This window comes from Paenibacillus rhizolycopersici (assembly GCF_014947195.2).
GTDB lineage: Bacteria > Bacillota > Bacilli > Paenibacillales > Paenibacillaceae > Fontibacillus > Fontibacillus rhizolycopersici.
This window is the reverse complement of sequence record NZ_JADCNN020000030.1, coordinates 1-18635: the sequence shown is the minus strand read 5'-3', so window position 1 is coordinate 18635 and position 18635 is coordinate 1. Positions and strand designations below refer to the sequence as shown.

Genomic DNA, 18635 nt, shown 5'->3' with positions numbered 1-18635 from the left:
GACAACCTCCTGTTTTTAAGGGATAGCTTTCCCTGGGTTTGGAGAGTTATGCCGAGAATGGATATAAAAAAGACGGTACCCGTCATGGACCGGCACCGTCTTTATTACGTTGTTAAATCGGGATCACCAGTTATTCCCCGCTCCTCGGATGATGTGGAAGTTCGGCGATTGGTTCTCGCCATAAATGGCCGTGACGCCCGGGTTATTTACCTTCACATTGGTGAAGCGGGCTTCACCGACGGCGGGCCCTTGCCCGTCCTCGGCCTTGACGACCAGCTTAATGCCATAGCGGCTAGGGTTGTTGATCGTAATGTTCTCCAGGCGAACGTTCCGCATCGGCAGATTCTCCGGCGATTTGGATTGGAACATGAGGCCGAAATAGACCGGGTTATTGATGTCCACGTTCTTCACCACGATGTTCTTAAGGTCTCGGTCGCCACCGAAGAACCAGATGGCCCCGAAGTTCTGATAATCGTTGATCTTGTCGTCGGCCCCAACGCTGGTCCAGAAATCCCCGCCGGTGCGGTCCAGCGTGACGCCGTCAATCACGGTGTCCTGGTCGCCGAAGCCCAGCGTATTGTAGCCAAAGCTTAAGCTGCTGATGGTAACGCCGGGATAAGTGAGGGTATCGGCGCCGTACAGGTTCTGGAACAGGTTGTTCTGGCCGCCGTAGACGGCGAAGGCCGCGGCTCGGCGTACATTGACGGCGGTGAGGTTAGTATATTTATTGCCCACATTATAAGAACCTCCAGCGTCAATCGCGCTAAATAACGCAAACGAGTCGTCGCCCGTACCGCGGGCATAGTTATTGTCGATTACGTTATAGGAGGAGCCGTTGGTCATGTTGATGCCGTCTGCGAACATGTTCTTGATGCGGTTGTTTTTAAACGTATTGTAGGAGGAGTTTACGCCCCAATACAGACAGACAAAGTGTTCCGCCCAAACGTTCTCGATGGTCACGTTCTGCATGCCGTTTCCGTCGATGAATTTGCCTGGGCCGTCCTGACGGTAGATATAGTTACCCCAGGCGGACAGGTTCTTGATGGTTGATCCGTTGGCGGCGGAGCTGATATTAAACCCAACGTCCGTGTTTGTTTGGTCTTGCGGAGCGACCAGCTTGGTGTGCCAAGGGCCTGCCCCGATGATCTCCGTCGCCCGGCCGTACAAGAAGATCTTGGACGAGATCGTCCACTCCCCTGCAGGGATGAAGATCCCTTTCTTGGACGAATCCTGACGGAATTCGTTCAGCGCTTGTTCAATCGATTTGTTGCTCGACACCTGAACGTATTTGCTTGGATCCGGGTTGGTTGCCGGCGGAGCAACATTCTCCGTTTCAATCATATCTACGTAAATCCAGGGGACGTCCCCGGCGTCCTTCTGGATCTTGATCTTGGTTCCAGCCGGATAGACTTGGTCGAGCATGAGCTGGGAATCCTCGTACAACCAGTAAGCCTTAGAGCCCGAGTTATCATAGCCAAGCCGTCCGAGCGTGGAAGGCGTTGCATACAAGTAAGAGAATTTGGACGTTACGGTGAAGTTGCCTTTGTCCACGCCGTTCGCGTAAATGCTGACCGTACCGGTGGTGTTTTCGGCTACGGCATTACGTAATACGAATGCGTTGGCTGGCGAGGTCAAGGTAAATTCCACGTATTCCCCCGTAGCATCAAGTTGAACGGCCGATCGCCCGGATGCCTCGCCAGCGAAGTCGCCCGGCGTAAAGTTCGGAGCGAGTTTGGTTCCGTTCGTGCTGTTCGAGGAGGCTTCAGCCTCCAGTATGGAGAACGGCATGTTGGCGCCCCGTCCGGAATATAAGCTCGCGGTGCCGGTATTGTTATTCCGTTTCACGGCGACTTCGTTTGCGTCTGCTGCTACAGTAGTCGTTACTGTATAGCTGCCGTTGACTGCGGTCCAGGTTCCCAGGGTAACGTTGGCTGATGCTCCCGGCGCAAGGGCTCCGCTGTAGGAACCGTTTAGCGACTGTACGGTTGTCCCTGAGCTAGTCTTCAGCTCCAAAGTGATGGCGTGTGCACCACCCGCCGAAGCGATTGTCCCTTGGTTCTTCAGGTTGACGGTAAAAGTGACGGTGTTGCCTGCGCTTGGATTCGATGGCGTCCATGCCGCGGTCGCGATCAGATCGGAGCTTTGCACCTGGCCAATCGTCAACTGCGAACCGTGGGTGTAGCTATTATTCGCATCGTTGGTTTCGATAACGGCATTGCTCTCGTCTACCTTGGCGGTGACGGCGTAAGAACCGGCTTCCTTCGCTCCGATCGTTGCGGAGACATTAGCCGTAGCGCCAGGAGCAAGCGCACCAACAGAAGCCGTGCCGACAAGGGTACTGCCCAGGTAGAAGTTCACACTGGTAGCGCTCGATGCAACGGTACCCGCATTGCGAACGGTGGCGTTTAACGTAACGGCTTGCGTCTCGTCTGGGGATGCCGGCGACCAGGAGATGCCGGTCACCGTCAGATCCGGATTCGGCGCAGGCGTACCGAACACCTGGAATTCAGCCACTTGTCCGCCCGGTGCGCCGGAATTGGCCGTAAACCGCAATTGTACCTGACTCACCGTGGCGCTGACAGGAATCGTGATGGTATTTTGTGAAGTTGGGTTAAATGTATAGGAAGTCGCCGAGACCAGGTTCGTAAAGGTCGTCGAATTTTGGTCGTGTCCCAGCACTTGAATCGTTTGCGTACGTGTCGCCCATTCGCTGGAAGGATTCAGCTTGAGGACAATCGACGTGATGTTGGCGTTGGCGCCAAGGTCCGCGGTGAGCGTGCTCGGGTGACCGTTGCCTTCCCAATAGGTGGTCGTATCGTTATCATTGGCATTCGCCGCGACGAATGTGAACGTCGATGAGGAAGCCGTCACCGTCTTGCCAATGGCGAGATTGGATCCGTCTCCTCCTCCCGATCCGGTCCGCGTCACGGTATTGCTTGGTGTCGACGCATTGCCGGCCGCATCCTTGGCTACGACGGAATAGGTCACTGTAACGTCGGCGGGTTGCGTATCCGTGTATGTCAACGTCGATCCGTTGACGCTGCCGCGAAGCTGGCCGTTGGCGTAGACGTCGTATCCGGTTACGCCGACGTTATCGGTTGCGGCGCTCCAGGTCAGTTTTATGGAGCTGGAGGTCGGCTGCGTGAACGCCAGGTTGGCCGGAGCGGTTGGCGGCTGGGTATCTACGCCGCTGTTCCCCAAAGTAAACCCGATCCAGTTGATATTGAAGTCATATCCGCTGGCATAGACGCGAAGGGTTTGAGAGCCTGCATTTAGCGTGACGCTGGCGGTCACGGTCTGCCAATTTTGCCAGCCGCCGGTGTTCGGCACTACAGTCGTAGCTAGCGTCGTCCCGTCGGATTGCAGCTGGATTGCTCCTGTCCCGGCATTACTCGCTACTCTATATTCCACGGTGTACGTGCCTGCATTGAGGACGTTTACGTTATAATCCAGCCAATCCCCGGCATGAATCCAGCCGACGTTCAGCCCGCCGCCCGTATCCGAGGTGGGTTCCGTCTGAATGCCGTTCATCGCGCTGAAGTTCTCGGCTTCGATCTTGCCCGGAATCGTGGAAGGGGTAGCCGGGGAAGCGCCGTATACCTCTACTTCAGAGAGTTGCCCTGCCGGCCAGGCGGTGTTCGCCGTGATCTGAATTCGCACGTAGCGCGCGCTGGCGGACGTAAGGTTAATCGTCACCGTGTTGGCGGCGCTCGGATCAAACGTATAGCTGGCCGAGGCCTTCAGATCGGTGAAGCTGGATCCGTTCGTGCTTCCCTGCACGGATAAGGTCTGAGACCGGCTCTCCCAGCCGGACGGCAACTTCAAGACAACCTGATCGATCTGTACAGCGCTGCCGAGATCGACCTGTACCCACCCGGGAAAAGCATTATTCGTGCCTTCCCAATACGTGGCTACATTCCCGTCGGTTACATTGGAAGCATGGTATACATCAGCATGGCCGGATTCCGCTGCGGGTTTTCCTGCAGCCCAATTCGGGCCGCCTGCCGCATAGGCCGGTGCGGTCCACCCTGCCGAACTGAAGAACGTTGCTGCGAACAGGGTCATGACACAAATCCAGGCAATGATGCGTCTTTGGCTTTTCACGATTTCATTCTCCTTTCAGAATAAAGATCTTACGAGTCTTACATCTGGTAGAGTCTTCGTGGTGGACCAGCGGGGACTTACTTTACGAAATCTGCACAATATACCAATGTAAGCGATATCAGAAAAAGACGCATTCCCCCTATTCACGCTAATCGGTATAGGTACCGCATCCCCATCATAAATCAGGATTGATTTCCAAATAAAGGTGTATTTCTATGAGAATGGTGTGCAGGATTAAGGTTATTGAAAATAAAAGAGACTGCCCGGCGGTCAAACTAGACCCGGGCAGTCCCTTTAAGTACAAGCGAAATGTTTACGCTAACCGCATTTTGAAATCTTCATAACCAAACTCATGCAGGATCTCGCAGTCGCCATCCTTATGCTGCAGCACAAGTGCTGGCAACGGCATGCCGTTGAAGGTGGTGTTCTTCACCATCGAGTAGATCGCCATGTCGCCGAACACCAGGCGGTCGCCAGGCTTCAGCGGCTGGTCAAACGAGTAGTCGCCGATATTGTCCCCGGACAGGCAAGTTGGCCCGCCCAGTCGATAGGTATACGGCTTCTCGCCGGCTTCGCCCGAACCGAACAGCGGTGGACGGTACGGCATCTCGAGCACGTCCGGCATATGGCAGGAGGCCGAGGCATCAACTATGGCGATGTCCATGCCGTTCTTCATCGTATCCAGCACGGTCGTGATCAGGTAACCGGCGTTCAGCGCCACGGCTTCGCCCGGTTCCAGATACACTTCCAAACCGTATTTGTCCTGCATCCGCCGAATGCACGCTTCCAGCAACGGAATATCGTAGTCTTCCCGCGTGATGTGATGCCCGCCGCCGAAATTGATCCATTCCATTTGCGGCAGCCATGTTCCGAACTTCTCTTCAATCGCATCCAGCGTGGTCGACAAATCGTCCGAGTTCTGCTGGCACAAGGTATGAAAATGAAGGCCAGACACGCCCTCCAACAGTTCCGGACGGAAATGCTCGAGCGTCACGCCAAACCGCGATCCGACGGCGCAAGGGTTGTAGATGTCGTGCCCCACCTGCGTGGAGCATTCCGGGTTAATGCGCAGACCGATTTTTTTACCGGCCGCCAGCACCCGATCCCGGTACTTCTCCACTTGGGAGAACGAGTTAAAGATCACGTGATCGCAGAGCTCGATGATTTCGTCCATCTGATCGTCCCGGTAGGCCGGGGCAAAGACGTGATTCTCCTTGCCCATCGCCTCGTGACCGAGCCGGGCTTCGAACAGGCCGCTGGATGCCGTCCCGCTCAAATACTGGCCGATCAGCGGATAAGTGGTGTACATCGAAAATGCTTTTTGCGCCAAAATAATCTTCGCGCCCGTCCGCTCCATAATGCCGCCCAGGATCTTCAGGTTTTGTTCCAAAAGTTTCTCATCGACCACATAACAAGGTGTTGGCAGTTCCTCGAAGCGCATATTATCTAACGTACTCCGTTTCTTTGCGCTCTGCGGAGGTCTCCTCTTCCGGGAACGCGTCTACCAGCTCCGGATTGAAGCTTTCTTGCCAAGGCAGACCCCATTTGTTCAGCGCATCCATGAATGGATCCGGATCGAACTCTTCGATGTTGTAAACGCCCGGTTTGTTCCAAGTGCCGTTCATCAGCATCATCGCACCGATCATCGCCGGAACGCCGGTCGTGTAAGCTACGGCTTGGGAGCCGACTTCTTTGTAGCATTCTTCGTGGTCGCACACGTTATATACATAATACAGCTTATCTTTACCGTCTTTTTTGCCTTTGAAAATACAACCGATGTTCGTTTTGCCTTTCGTACGCGGTCCAAGCGATGACGGATCCGGCAGTACGGCTTTCAGGAACTGCAGCGGCACGATTTGCTTGCCTTCGAATTCGATCGGCTCAATCGAAGTCATGCCGACGTTTTCGAGGCATTTCAAGTGCGTGAGGTAGCTTTGGCCAAACGTCATGAAGAAGCGGATCCGTTTAATGCCTGGAATGTTAAGGGCCAGGGACTCGATTTCCTCATGGTGAAGCAGATACATATCCTTTTCCCCGATTTCAGGGAAGTTGTAGACGCGTTTGATTTCCATCGGCTCGGTTTCGATCCATTCGCCGTTCTCCCAGTAGCTGCCCTTCGCGGACACTTCGCGGATGTTGATCTCCGGGTTGAAGTTCGTCGCAAACGGATAGCCGTGGTCGCCCGCATTGCAGTCGAGGATATCGATGTACTCGATTTCGTCGAAGTGATGTTTCAGGGCATACGCGGAAAATACGCCGGTTACGCCTGGGTCAAAGCCGCTGCCCAGCAGTGCGGTGATGCCGGCTTGCTCAAAGCGCTCGCGGTATTCCCATTGCCACTTGTATTCGAATTTCGCGGTATCTTCCGGCTCATAGTTCGCCGTATCCATGTAGTTCGTCTTGGTTGCCAGGCAGGCGTCCATGATCGTCAAATCCTGATAAGGCAGAGCCAGGTTCATCACCACGTCCGGTTTAACTTCGTTGATCAGCGCGATCAGTTCGTCGACGTTGTTGGCATCGACTTGCGCCGTCGTGATTTTCGTCTTGCCGCCGTCCAGCTTCGCTTTCAGTGCGTCGCATTTCGACTTCGTGCGGCTGGCAATGCAGATTTCCTCAAAAACCTCGCTGTTTTGAACACATTTGTGGATGGCTACAGCAGCGACGCCGCCGCAGCCGATGATCAGTGCTTTTCCCATTTTTCCATCTCCTAACCTTCTTCGAATTTTGGCATAGCGGGCGTGAAACGTAAAAAAAGCAAGCGAACATACGCATACCTGCGCATCATCACTTGCTTCTGATATAGTCAATATTAAGTAAGCTCCAGAATGACGGACGAACGCCCGTCTGCATCGCCGTACGAAACCATCGCACGAACGCACGTAGTGGAAGTCTTAATATTCAATATATCATGCTTTGATCAGAGTCTATTTAGCAAATAATTCGCCTTTACCACTCTTATTGACCGTTTCACAAGTTGATGTGCATATGCACTGGTTGTAAAGTAACCAACTTATAAAATTTGAGCTTTTAACTCAATCAATAAGGCAACTAAGTTGCCAATCGGCATTTGACCCGGCTGTCCGTATGGCCTTAACTCTCTTGTAGGAAAGTGGTCAAAAATTATCTGCTTGGAAAGACTCGCGATATATTGAATACAACCTTTCCAAAAATCATGCTCCTTTATATTAGCAGGAACTGTTTCGGACGGCAATAGCTAATTTAAAATAAATTTTTCTTGAGTTTTAGGGTGCTTTACGTGGGTTGTTCGTCTGTTCGCGCGTCTGCCCATCCATCTGCCCGTTCGTCTGCTCATCTGTCTTCCCGTCCGTCTGCCCGTCCATCTACTCATTTGTCTGCGCGTCCGTCTGTGCTAACGCTTGCCACGAGTCTTATTTGGCAAAAGACAGGGGGGCTGGCGTTCTGACGCTTGTCAGCGAGCTTATGGACGGAAAATAAGATGTAGAACTCGAAAAATCGACCCAATAGAGTTCCAGGTAAGCGTTACGCGTAGAAAACTTCCATTTTGGCGCGAATAGCGTTTGTCACAAGCGTTACACGACTAGGCTCATTCCGTCGCACCCAGTCGAACCCGTAACCCCCGTAACCCTCCGTACCCCCCATCGCACCCCGTCGCACATCCCTAATCACCAACTTGACGCGAATCAAGGAAACCCTTTGGCATCCAGGTTACGATGAAGCCATCGATAACCGAAAGGAGATATGCCAAATGGTCAACGTGAAATGGAAAGTAGAAGAGTTAACTTGTCCGAGCTGCATCAAGAAAATCGAAACCGTACTGACGAAACAGCCGGGGGTACAGGAAGCTAAAGTGTTGTTCCACTCCAGCCAAGTGAAAGTTGAGTTTGACGAGAAACAGGTGCAGGAGGAGCAACTGAGAAACGCAATGGCGAAGCTGGGTTACCCGGTCATTGGGGGAGGTCAGAGCGATGGCCAAACCTCGTAAAGCGGCAGCGTTGTTGGCGTCTGGGCTGCTTCTAGCCCTGGCGGGCGGGTTCCACCTTCTGGGCTGGGAGGTTGCACAGAATGGGGCGTTGCTGCTGGCGTCTGCGATATCCGGATGGACGATCGCGGTCAAAGCAGTTGAATCGCTTCGGATGTCCGCCTTCAGCATCGAGCTGTTGGTGACGATCGCGATGATCGGAGCGGTGATCCTAGGCGAATACGTCGAGGCGGCCGCAGTGGCCTTCTTGTTCCGGCTGGGGGCGTACCTCGAGGCGATTACGCTAGGCAAGACGCGCTCCGCCTTGAAGGCGTTGGTCGATCTGGCCCCAGCCGAAGCTATCGTCCTGCGGGACGGCACCCAGGTCAAGTTGCTCGCGTCCGAAGTGGTCCGGGGGGACCGGGTGCTTCTGCCTTCTGGTAGCAAAATCGCGGTCGACGGCCAGGTCGCTTCCGGTCAGGCCCTCGTTAACGAAGCTGCGATCACTGGAGAGCCGGTTCCCGTCGCTAAGCAGGTTCACGACCGCGTCTTCAGCGGAACGACCGTGGATACCGGATACCTTGAAGTCATCGCGGAGCAAGTTGGCGAAGACACGACCTTTGCCAAAATCATCGAGCTTGTCGAAGAAGCCCAGGAGTCCAAGGCAAAGACGCAAAAGTTTCTCGACAAATTTGCCTCCTACTATACGCCGGGCATGCTGGCGCTGGCGGTTCTGGTTTACTTTATCTCTCGAAATCCGGAGCTGGCGCTAACGTTTCTGGTGATCGCTTGTCCTGGGGCACTGGTCATTTCCGCTCCCGTGTCCATGGTGGCCGGACTCGGTAACGGAGCCGCGAACGGATTGCTGGTCAAGGGCGGAGAGGTTCTCGAAAACCTGGCAAAGGCGGAAGTCATCGTATTCGACAAGACGGGAACGTTGACGGAAGGCAGACCGGGCGTGGTTGCGGTACACACCTATGGCGGCACGCAGGAACGCGAGCTATTGATGCTGGCCGCCGCAGTCGAGTCTGCATCGGAGCATCCGCTTGGCCAGGCCATCGTGAACGCGGCGAAGGAGCGGGAAGTCGAGCCCGCCGAGCGGCCGGAGCGGGTGGAAGTGCACAAAGGAAGCGGGATTAGCGGAACGGTTGGCGGAAAGGCTGTTTTAGTTGGAAAACGGGAGTGGATGGATCATTTAGGCGTTGCGAAGAACAAGGAAGCGTGGACGGAGGCCGAACGCCAAGAGAAGCAGGGCTATACCGTCGTGTTTGTGGCAACTGACGAGAAATTGATCGGCATGGTCGCCATCACCGACCCTGTGCGGCCCGAAGCGAAGGAAGCGATCCGGGAACTCAAGCGGCAGGGGGTGAAGCGGGTCTTGATGCTGACCGGCGACAATCGACATGCCGCCCAACACGTCGCGGATCGGGTGGGGATCGACCAGGTTTACGCAGGGCTTTTACCGGCCGATAAAGTGGCACATATCCAGGAATGGAAGCGTCAGGGGTACCGCGTCGCCATGCTTGGCGACGGCATCAACGACGCTCCGGCCATCGCCGCTGCTGACATCGGGATGGCAATGGGAGGGACGGGAACGGACGTTGCGATTGAGACGGCGGATGCCGTCATCATGACCGATCGGCTGGATAAACTGGTATACGCCCGCCAGCTGGCGAAACGCACGGTCCGCAACATGAAGCAAAACGTATCGTTTGCCGTGGCGGTGGTGGTTCTGTTGCTGGCAGGCGTATTAACGGAGCATATTTATCTGGCTTCCGGTATGTTTATTCACGAATTCAGCGTGCTGCTGGTGATTCTGAATGCACTTCGCTTGACGCGGCGCGGGCGCAGTTCCGGCCGGAATAAGGGGCGGGACGCAGAACCCAAGGCAATTACAGGCGTCTAAGTTGCTCCAGGATGTCCTCCGGATCGGGGCGTTTCATGAAATCCGGCTCGACATAGGCGGAGCGGACGATACCCGATTCGTCGATCATAAACGTGGATGTAACTGGCAAGATCCAGCGGTTGGTAGCATTGTATTCAGCTAGATCCAGGTTGAATTTGTTAAGAAAGATGTCCTGAATGTAGTCCGGTACATCGTACAGAATGTTATAAGCCGCCGCGGTTAATCCGTTCGTATCGCTCAGGACCTGGAATTGAAGATCTTCTTTCTCTTGCTGAGTCAGTGTATTATCGGGACTTTGCGGACTAACGGCAATCAAACGGCCGCCGATGGCTTCGATTTGCGGAAGCACCTTCTGATACGAACGTAGCTGCATATTGCAGAAGGGGCACCAGCCTCCCCGATAAAAAGTCAGCACAACCGGACCTTGGGACAATTCGTCGTACAGATTCACGGCTTGCCCAAGCGAGTTGTTTAAAGTAAAGTCTTTAGCTTTTTGGCCCTCCGACAGACCGAACGCATTGCCCGCTTGCTGTTGCCCATTGATCAAGCGGAATAACTCGTTATACACATCGGCTGGGGTATTTGCAATAAACTCTTGTCTCATTTGATCCAGGGTTTGCGTGAATGTCATCTTCATACACCTCATTTAGGTAGATACGGCGGCCCCTCCGCTGTACGGGGTGGGGACTTCCGTTCGTTCTATTTTGGAGTGACCACTCCATTTTTAAGCTGATCTCATTTTATTTAAATTTTTTTGGATTGTCAACTCCATTTTTCAGAAAAGGAGGATGTTCCTCCTTCGCAGATCACACAAAAACCCCGCAACCCGGCGTTTACCGCCGGTTACGGGGTCCATTAAAAACGTAGATTAACCTCCTTTGCTGTGGCCGATTCCGGGTGCAAGCCCGGGTTGTCTCTTTTTACTTGGAGACCGAACGGCGCACCGTCATCATACGAGATAGGAACGGATATGCTCCAAGATCGCATCGAGCACAGCCTCTAGCGCACAGATATCCTTGCGGACCTGCGTCATCAGCAGGCCGCCCTGCAAGGCAGTCAACAGCGCCAACGCCAGCCGGTCCGGGTCAGCATCAGCGCGCATTTCTCCACGTGCATGCATCGCGCGCAGCCCTTGGCTGATCGCCTGCTCCCACTGCAGGAAACACGCGGCAAGCGCCGTGCGGGCTGCCGGTTCCATGTCCGCAAGCTCGCTGGCCAGCGAACCGATCGGGCAACCGCCTTGATACTCTCGGTCAACCTGCAGTTGAATAACGGCGTCGCGCCAGGTTTGCAGCGCCTCCATGCTGTCCAGATGGCTAAGCAAAGGCTCTTGTGCGCCCAGCACCTGCTCCGTCTGGAACAGGATGACGGCCTGCACCAGCTCTCTCTTCTCTTTGAAGTAGTGATAAAGCTGGGAGGAGCTGACCTTGGCTTCCTTCTGTACATCCTCCACGCTCGTTCCGGCAACGCCGCGTTCGAACATCAGTCCGGCGGCGGCCGCGACGATGCGGCTGCGCGTTTCTTTTCCCTTCTTTGTGAGTTTCTGTTCCGAGTTGATTGTTGTCATCGTGTTCTTCATGAGCTTAGTATATCAAAAATGGAGTTATCCATCCAGAAATGAATGACGCCTTTCCGGTGCACACTAGGGATCGAGATATGTGTCACAAAGGAGGTCAAACAAATGAAACTTGAAGCAAGGGGCGGCATCCGTCTCATAGGGAGATTGGCGATGCTGCTTGCCCTGTTGGCATTTTCGCTTTCGTTCGAGGCGGGAAGCGCAGAGGCTTCCCGGCCGGAAGGGGAGGGCATCTCGGCCTCACTGTCGGCAGCGCTGCGCCAGGGCGGCTACGTGATTTACGTCCGGCACGGCGAAGCCAACATCGGCGAGGACCAGCCAGGGCTGCGGCCGGAGGACTGCGCGACGCAGCGCAATTTGTCCGCCGTCGGCCGCGACCAGGCGCGCCAATTCGGCGACGCGCTGCGGGCGCGTGGCATCCCGGTGGCGACGCCGATGCTGGCCAGTCCGCTGTGCCGGACGCGCGAAACCGCCGCGCTGGCCTTTGGCCCAGCCCGGGTGCAGGCCGTGCCGGTGCTGCTCGGGCTGGCGCGGCTAGGCGTCCCCGGCGGGGCGGCAGCGCCCGCGGAGCGGGAGGCGACTTTGCGCGCGCTGGACGCGCTGCTGGAGGAGCCGCCTCCGGCCGGCGCCAACCGCGTGATCGTCGCCCACAGCTTCCCGCCGGGCGTCGGGTTTGGACCGCTCCCTGAGTTGGGAGCGGTCATCGTGCACCCGCGCGGCCGGGGGCAGGGCTACGATCTCGTGGCCCGCGTCCCGTTGGACGCTTGGGCCAGCCTGCCGGCCCGGTAGGCAAACCCGCAGAAGCTTCAGGCCGCTATTGAGGCGGCCTGAAGCTTTTTTTCAAGGCAGCATTCCGCTAACGGACCGTAAAGACTTTATTGTCTAATTTCCCGGAGATTTCCCGTGCTTACGGACGGGAATGACGTTATTTCAAGGACGCTAGCTAAATTCGCATCCATTTGGAGCCTATAAGGTCTTTGGAGTCCGTTAGATTTGGGGAGAGTGTCATTTAGCACCAATAACGGCTCTCCGGTCCGTTAGCCCCCTTGCTTTTTAACCCTATTCCCCCACTTCGCTTGGTTTACCCCCTCCCTCTTTACTCTTCGGCATCGCTTATTGTCTTTACCTCACCCGCTCATCATAGCCTTGCGCCTATATGCTTGCGTTTCCGGAAACATATGATACTATTAACATAGGTTAATGAAAACAGGAGTGAGTCAAATGTCGATCAACTATGCGATTCTTGGGATGCTGAGCGCCCGTTCCCTGACTGGCTATGACTTGAAGAAGATCATTCAGGATTCGCCGTTCATGCCCTGGTCGGGCAACAACAATCAAATCTACAAGGCACTGGTGGAATTGCTGGAAGAGGGGTGGGTGACCAACGAGGTGCACCATCAGGACAGCGCCCCGTCGAAGAAGATCTATACGATCACCGATGCCGGGCGGGAAGAGATGAAGGCCTGGGTGCTGTCTCCGCCGGAGCTGCCGGAGTTCAAAAACACCTTCCTGGTGCGCCTCGCCTGGGCAGATTCGCTAGATTCAAACGAGCTGAATGCACTCCTCACGGGGTATGAGCAGGAAATTTACCTGCAGATCGCCGCAGAAGAGGAGAAGCTGCGCAGGGGTGAGTTCTCACCGCGCCGCACAACCCGCGAAGCCTATCTATGGGAGCAAATTCACGGCCGTGTCCTGGAGCAATACCGGAGCGAACTCGACTGGATCCGCCAACTGCGCGAAGACCTGGGAATTCGTCATCCGAAGGAAGGGGAGAACCATACCATGAACTATCAACTTGTGGAAAAAAACAATCAAACGATCGTCGTCGTGTCGTCCGCCGAACCGCCGATCGCGACCGGTAAGGACGCCATTGGCCTGATCGAAGTGTGCATCGAGCATAACGTAGGACGGATCGCCGTTCATGCCGAGGCGTTGTCTGAGGACTTTTTTAAGTTAAGAACAGGAGTGGCCGGAGAAATTCTGCAGAAATTCGTGAACTTCTCGCTCCGCTCCGCCATTATTGTTGCCGACGGGAGCCTGATTAAAGGGCGGATGAAGGAGTTGCTCGCCGAATCCAATCGAGGCAACATGTTCCGAGTATTTGCCAGTCAAGCCGAAGCGGAGGAATGGTTGGCAGGAGAATAAGAGGAGGCTTGTACGCCTCCCAAGTGGGCCTTGCTGGTGATGCATGTCCCGGAGATGGTATAATTTGCTTATGGAAAATGCGCTTGGGAGGCCAATCGATGAGAGAAGAGCTATTGGAACAATTGCAAACGTGGCATGAAGAAGATGAGTACGAACAGATCGTTCAAGCCATTATGGACGTGCCGGCGGAGGAAAGAGATTATGAGCTCGTTAACCATTTAGGGCGGGCGCTGAATAATCTGGAGCGGTATGATGAGGCGGCCGAGCAGTTCCTGACCGTTGCCGCGGAGGGCCAGGAGGATCCGCTTTGGCATTACCGGATCGGCTTGGCGTATTACTACTTGGGCCGGTACGACGAAGCGCGGACGGCGTTCGAGAACGCCGATCGGTTGGAGCCGGGAGACGAGGACACCCTGGAATTCCTGAGCTGGATCAAGGAAAAGACGGCCGAGGGTGCATCTGGATCGGAAGCGACTCCAAACGAGGCAGCATCTGAGACGGAAGCGACGAAGCCGGAGGCCGGGCAAACCTTGGCGGCACTGGTTACTTTCGAGGGTGACTTCGACGCGGCGAGCTTCTGGGATGACGGCAATCCCGCGGCCGAAAAGTACGTCTCCGCACCGCCAACTGACGCATTAATCGAGTCCGTGGAGGAGTCGCTTGTTTTCCGTCTGCCGGCTTTTTACGTGAACCTGATGAAAGTGCATAATGGCGGAATCCCCCGGGGCCGATACTTCCGGAGCGAATCCGGCGAGACCGTCGAAATTTTAGGTCTCATGGGTATCGGGCGCGAGAAACCGCACTCGCTGTGCGGAGCCGCCGGAAGCCGCGCGACGATCGAGCGGGAGGGGTATCCCGAATTCGGCGTTGTCCTCTGCGATACGCCATCCGACGCCGGGGTGGTTATGCTCGACTATCGCGAATCCGCCAACGATGGCGAACCCGAAGTGGTTTATGTCGAGAAAGCGAGCAAGAAAGTCACCCGCCTGGCGCCGAGCTTCGAGGCGTTCGTCCGCGGGTTGACGGGCGGGGCGCAGCAATGTTAGCCGCCATGTTCAAACCATGACGGGTCACGCGAGTGTGTGACAGTTGCTCGCTTAAAATGCGGCGGTCCGTGCGCGAGTGTGGGTCCGGATTCCCAAAGAGGTCGTCAGGATCCTAGGTCCTGGCGGTCCCTTTTTGCCGCATGGAGTCGATTTTTCATATATAATAGGCCTTTTCCACCTCAGACGAGCAATTGGATATGATTTATCGAATACAATATGGGAAATCATCACCGAAGGGCCCATTGTATATGATATTTCGAATACAATAAGCCACTTTGCCCTTTCAGCGACCTATTATATATGATTTTTCATATACAATAGGCCTTTTCCGCTTCAGACGAGCAATTGTATATGATTTTTCGAATACATTATGGCGAATCATCGCCGAATGGCCCATTATACTCGAAATTTCATAGATAATCCTCTCGACTCTCGTTGAGAATAGGGAATAGGGAGTTCCTCGTTCCGTCCAAAAAGGGTAGAATAAGAGGAGAAGGAGAGGTACCCCATGGCACAATTAGTCTATAAGCAAATCATAGACGACCTAAAGGAGAAGATTTTCTCCGGACAGTTTGCGAATATGAGACTGCCGGACGAGCGCAGCCTGAGCGAGACGTACCAGGTGAGCCGGAGTTCGGTGAAGCGCGCGCTGACGAAGATGGAGCATGACGGCATTATTTTTAAGAAGCGCGGTTCCGGCACGTTCATCAATCCCCTATACATAAAAAATGAGTCCATCTTCAACTACGAAGGCTCCAATCTTGGGGTCACCGACAACTTCCAGATGCACGGCAAGAAGCCGAAGGTGAAGGTGCTCAGCTTTGAGGTGATTCCGCCGACCGAGGAATTGCAGCGCGATTTGTTTCTGGAGCCGCATGATTTCGTGTACAAAATCGTCCGTCTGCGCCTCTTCGACGAGGAGCCGTTTATGATCGAAACGGGGTACATCCCCATCAAAATCGTGCAGGACCTGAACCAGACGATTATCGAGGGATCGATCTTCAACTATTTGGAGGACTCGCGGAACTTGGCCGTGACCAAGTCGTTCCTGTCGATCTACGCCGAGCCGTCCAATTTGCAAGACCAGGAGCTGCTGCATTTGGCACCGAATGAGCCGGTCAGCATTATGGAGGGGATCTTTTTCTTAGATAACGGCACACCGTTCGAGTTCTCGCACATGCGGTTCCACTATAAATATTCGAAATTTAATACGTTCGTTTCGGTACAAGAGAAATAAGTGCGGAATGACATCCAAGCAGGCTGAACCAAGGTTCGGCCTGCTTTTTTTTATCCGGTGAGGGAAAATGGGCATGCTAAAGGCACTGAAAGATGCAGCGGCGGACCGATCAATTTTCATAGTATGTTCAATATTTCACGTAATTGGACCGTATCAATTTTTGAAAAGGTCGTTATTATAGAAGTATAGGTGAAAACATTCACAAGGTTAGAATCGAACGCAACAGAACAAGATCAGAAAAAGAAAAAACAAAGGGAGTGGAAGAAATGGCATTTACGATGACGCAAGTCGATTATTCCTCCAAAACGTACCTGGCCAAGCTGGACGCTTATTGGCGCGCAACGAACTATATCTCCGTGGGGCAGTTGTACCTGAAGGACAACCCGCTGCTGCTGGAGCCGTTGAAAGATTCGGATGTGAAGGTCAAGCCGATCGGGCACTGGGGAACGATTCCGGGCCAAAACTTCATTTATGCCCACCTGAACCGGGTCATCTGCAAATATGATCTGGATATGTTCTACGTCGAAGGACCGGGTCACGGCGGGCAAGTGATGGTATCGAACTCTTACCTGGATGGCAGCTACACGGAAATCTACCCGGAAATTACGCAGGATCTTCAAGGGATGAAGAAGTTGTTCAAGCAATTCTCCTTCCCGGGCGGGATTGCTTCCCACGCAGCACCGGAGACGCCGGGGTCGATTCATGAAGGCGGGGAATTGGGGTATTCGCTTTCGCATGGCGCAGGCGCGATTTTGGACCACCCGAATCTCATTTCGGCGGTCGTCGTAGGCGACGGGGAAGCCGAAACCGGACCGCTTGCGGCTTCTTGGTTCTCCAACCGGTTCATCAACCCGATCACGGACGGGGCTGTTCTGCCGATCTTGCACTTGAATGGATTTAAGATCAGCAACCCAACGATCCTGTCTCGTCAAACGAACGAGGAAATGACCGCTTATTTCAAAGGCATGGGCTGGGAACCGATTTTCGTAGAAGGCGAAGATCCAGAGTTGATGCATCCGGCGATGGCGAAGGCGCTGGACACGATCGTTGAGAAAATCCTAGCTATCCAGAAGCATGCGCGCGAAACCGGGGATGCTACTCGTCCGGTATGGCCGATGCTGGTATTCCGTTCCCCGAAAGGCTGGACGGGACCAAAGGAATGGGGCGGCGTGCCGAACGAAAATTCGTTCCGTGCCCACCAAGTACCGATTCCGGTAGACCAAAAGAACATGCAACACGCTCCGGCTTTGCTGGAATGGATGAAGAGCTACCGTCCGGAAGAGCTGTTCTACGAGAACGGTCGTTTGAGAGACGAACTCGCCGAAATCCTGCCGAAGGGCAACCGCCGCATGGGCAAAAATCCAGTTACCGACGCCGGCCGTCTGGTGAAGGATCTGCGCCTCCCGAATTTCCGGGATTATGCCCTCGATAACTCCGTTCCGGGTAAAGTTGTCGCTCAGGACATGGCTGTGTTGGGTAAATACGTAGCCGAGGTCGTTCAACTGAACGAAGCGAACAAGAACTTCCGCATCTTCGGCCCGGACGAAACGATGTCCAACCGCCTCGGACCGGTGTTTGACGTCACTAAACGCCAATGGCTGGACGCCGTGAAGGAGCCAAACGATGAATTCCTGGCTTCCTATGGTCGCATCATCGATTCGCAGCTGTCCGAGCATCAGGCGGAAGGCCTGCTGGAAGGGTATGTGCTGACTGGGCGACATGGCTTCTTCGCCAGCTACGAAGCGTTCCTGCGCGTAGTTGATTCGATGATTACCCAGCACTTCAAATGGCTACGCAAAGCAACGGACCATGGCTGGCGCGGGAAGATCCCGTCCTTGAACGTCGTGGCAACCTCCACGGTGTTCCAGCAGGATCACAACGGATATACGCACCAAGATCCAGGTTTGTTGGGCCATCTGGCTGACAAGAAGCCGGAATTCATCCGCGAGTATTTGCCGGCGGACGCCAATACGCTGCTGGCCGTGTTTGATACGATCCTGAACGACCGTCAGAAGATCAACTTGATCGTCTCCTCCAAGCATCCGCGTCCGCAATGGTTTACGGCTGACGAAGCAGCGGAACTGGTGGAAAAAGGCTTGAAAGTGATCGACTGGGCCAGCACCGATCAAGGCGGCGAGCCGGATATCGTGTTCGCTTCCTCCGGCACGGAGCCGACGATGGAGAGCTTGGCTGCAATCAGCATTTTGCATGAGAAATTGCCGGATCTGAAAATCCGTTACATCAACGTTGTCGACCTGTTGAAGCTGAGAAGCCAGAAGCTGGATCCACGCGGCTTGTCCGATGCTGAATTCGACGCATTCTTTACCAAAGACAAACCGGTTGTGTTCGCGTTCCATGGTTATGAAGGCCTGATCAAGGACCTGTTCTTTGACCGCCATAACCATAACCTGCACGTGCATGGTTACCGGGAAAATGGCGACATCACAACGCCGTTCGATATGCGCGTAGTGAACCAAATGGACCGGTTCGACCTGGTCAAAGAAGCGGTCTTGAACCTGCCAAACGCCGAGCAGTACGCTTCGATCGCCGCCGAAATGGATGCGATGGTGAAGAAGCACCACGCGTACATCCGCGAGGAAGGCATCGACTTGCCGGAAGTGGAAAACTGGGTTTGGAAACCGCTGAAATAAGCGGATGCATGATTAAGCCTGCTCCCCTAT

The 18635-nt window shown here is 54.6% G+C and carries 12 protein-coding genes; 7 read left to right on the top strand and 5 right to left on the bottom strand.

The window, feature by feature from the left end:
- Positions 1-123 precede the first annotated feature (123 nt).
- From IM700_RS21145 to IM700_RS21135, 3 genes are all read right to left on the bottom strand, one after another.
- Entirely contained in the window at positions 124-4065 is a 3942-nt protein-coding gene (locus IM700_RS21145; RefSeq protein ID WP_193418929.1) for a carbohydrate-binding protein, read from the bottom strand.
- Between the two features lie 352 nt (positions 4066-4417).
- Positions 4418-5545 (bottom strand): carboxynorspermidine decarboxylase, encoded by a 1128-nt coding sequence (gene nspC / locus IM700_RS21140; RefSeq protein ID WP_193418919.1) that lies wholly within the window; start codon positions 5543-5545, stop codon positions 4418-4420.
- A 1-nt stretch (position 5546) separates the two neighbouring features.
- The gene (locus tag IM700_RS21135; protein WP_059041383.1) at positions 5547-6800 is read right to left on the bottom strand and encodes a saccharopine dehydrogenase family protein; all 1254 of its coding nucleotides are present in this window, start codon (positions 6798-6800) and stop codon (positions 5547-5549) included.
- Positions 6801-7831: 1031 nt separating this feature from the next.
- Here IM700_RS21135 and IM700_RS21130 point away from each other — a divergent pair.
- Positions 7832-8068 carry a heavy-metal-associated domain-containing protein gene (locus tag IM700_RS21130; RefSeq protein ID WP_155604681.1) on the top strand — a complete coding sequence of 79 codons (237 nt, stop codon included), beginning with the start codon at positions 7832-7834 and terminating at the stop codon, positions 8066-8068.
- A complete protein-coding gene (locus IM700_RS21125) occupies positions 8052-9950 on the top strand; it encodes a heavy metal translocating P-type ATPase (protein ID WP_193418921.1) in 1899 nt (632 codons plus the stop codon). Before IM700_RS21130 ends, IM700_RS21125 begins: the two co-directional genes overlap by 17 nt.
- Here the strand turns inward: IM700_RS21125 and IM700_RS21120 are convergent.
- A complete protein-coding gene (locus IM700_RS21120; RefSeq protein WP_155604683.1) occupies positions 9937-10581 on the bottom strand; it encodes a peroxiredoxin-like family protein in 645 nt (214 codons plus the stop codon). The genes IM700_RS21125 and IM700_RS21120 overlap by 14 nt on opposite strands.
- A gap of 318 nt (positions 10582-10899) precedes the next feature.
- Entirely contained in the window at positions 10900-11517 is a 618-nt protein-coding gene (locus IM700_RS21115; protein ID WP_193418923.1) for a TetR/AcrR family transcriptional regulator, read from the bottom strand.
- 114 nt (positions 11518-11631) lie between these two features.
- Here IM700_RS21115 and IM700_RS21110 point away from each other — a divergent pair, with 114 nt between their 5' ends.
- The 5 genes from IM700_RS21110 (at position 11632) to IM700_RS21090 (ending at position 18605) form a co-directional block, all read left to right on the top strand.
- On the top strand, positions 11632-12315 hold the full coding sequence (locus IM700_RS21110) for a histidine phosphatase family protein (RefSeq protein WP_239484111.1): 684 nt from the start codon (positions 11632-11634) through the stop codon (positions 12313-12315).
- A gap of 432 nt (positions 12316-12747) precedes the next feature.
- Complete coding sequence (locus tag IM700_RS21105) at positions 12748-13671, top strand: DUF4180 domain-containing protein (protein ID WP_193418925.1); 924 nt, start codon at positions 12748-12750, stop codon at positions 13669-13671.
- 98 nt (positions 13672-13769) lie between these two features.
- Positions 13770-14717 (top strand): SMI1/KNR4 family protein, encoded by a 948-nt coding sequence (locus tag IM700_RS21100; RefSeq protein ID WP_193418927.1) that lies wholly within the window; start codon positions 13770-13772, stop codon positions 14715-14717.
- Between the two features lie 508 nt (positions 14718-15225).
- Positions 15226-15954, top strand: coding sequence for a GntR family transcriptional regulator (locus tag IM700_RS21095; protein ID WP_155604687.1), 729 nt, complete (start codon positions 15226-15228; stop codon positions 15952-15954).
- Positions 15955-16220: 266 nt separating this feature from the next.
- On the top strand, positions 16221-18605 hold the full coding sequence (locus IM700_RS21090) for a phosphoketolase family protein (protein WP_239484110.1): 2385 nt from the start codon (positions 16221-16223) through the stop codon (positions 18603-18605).
- Positions 18606-18635 lie beyond the last annotated feature (30 nt).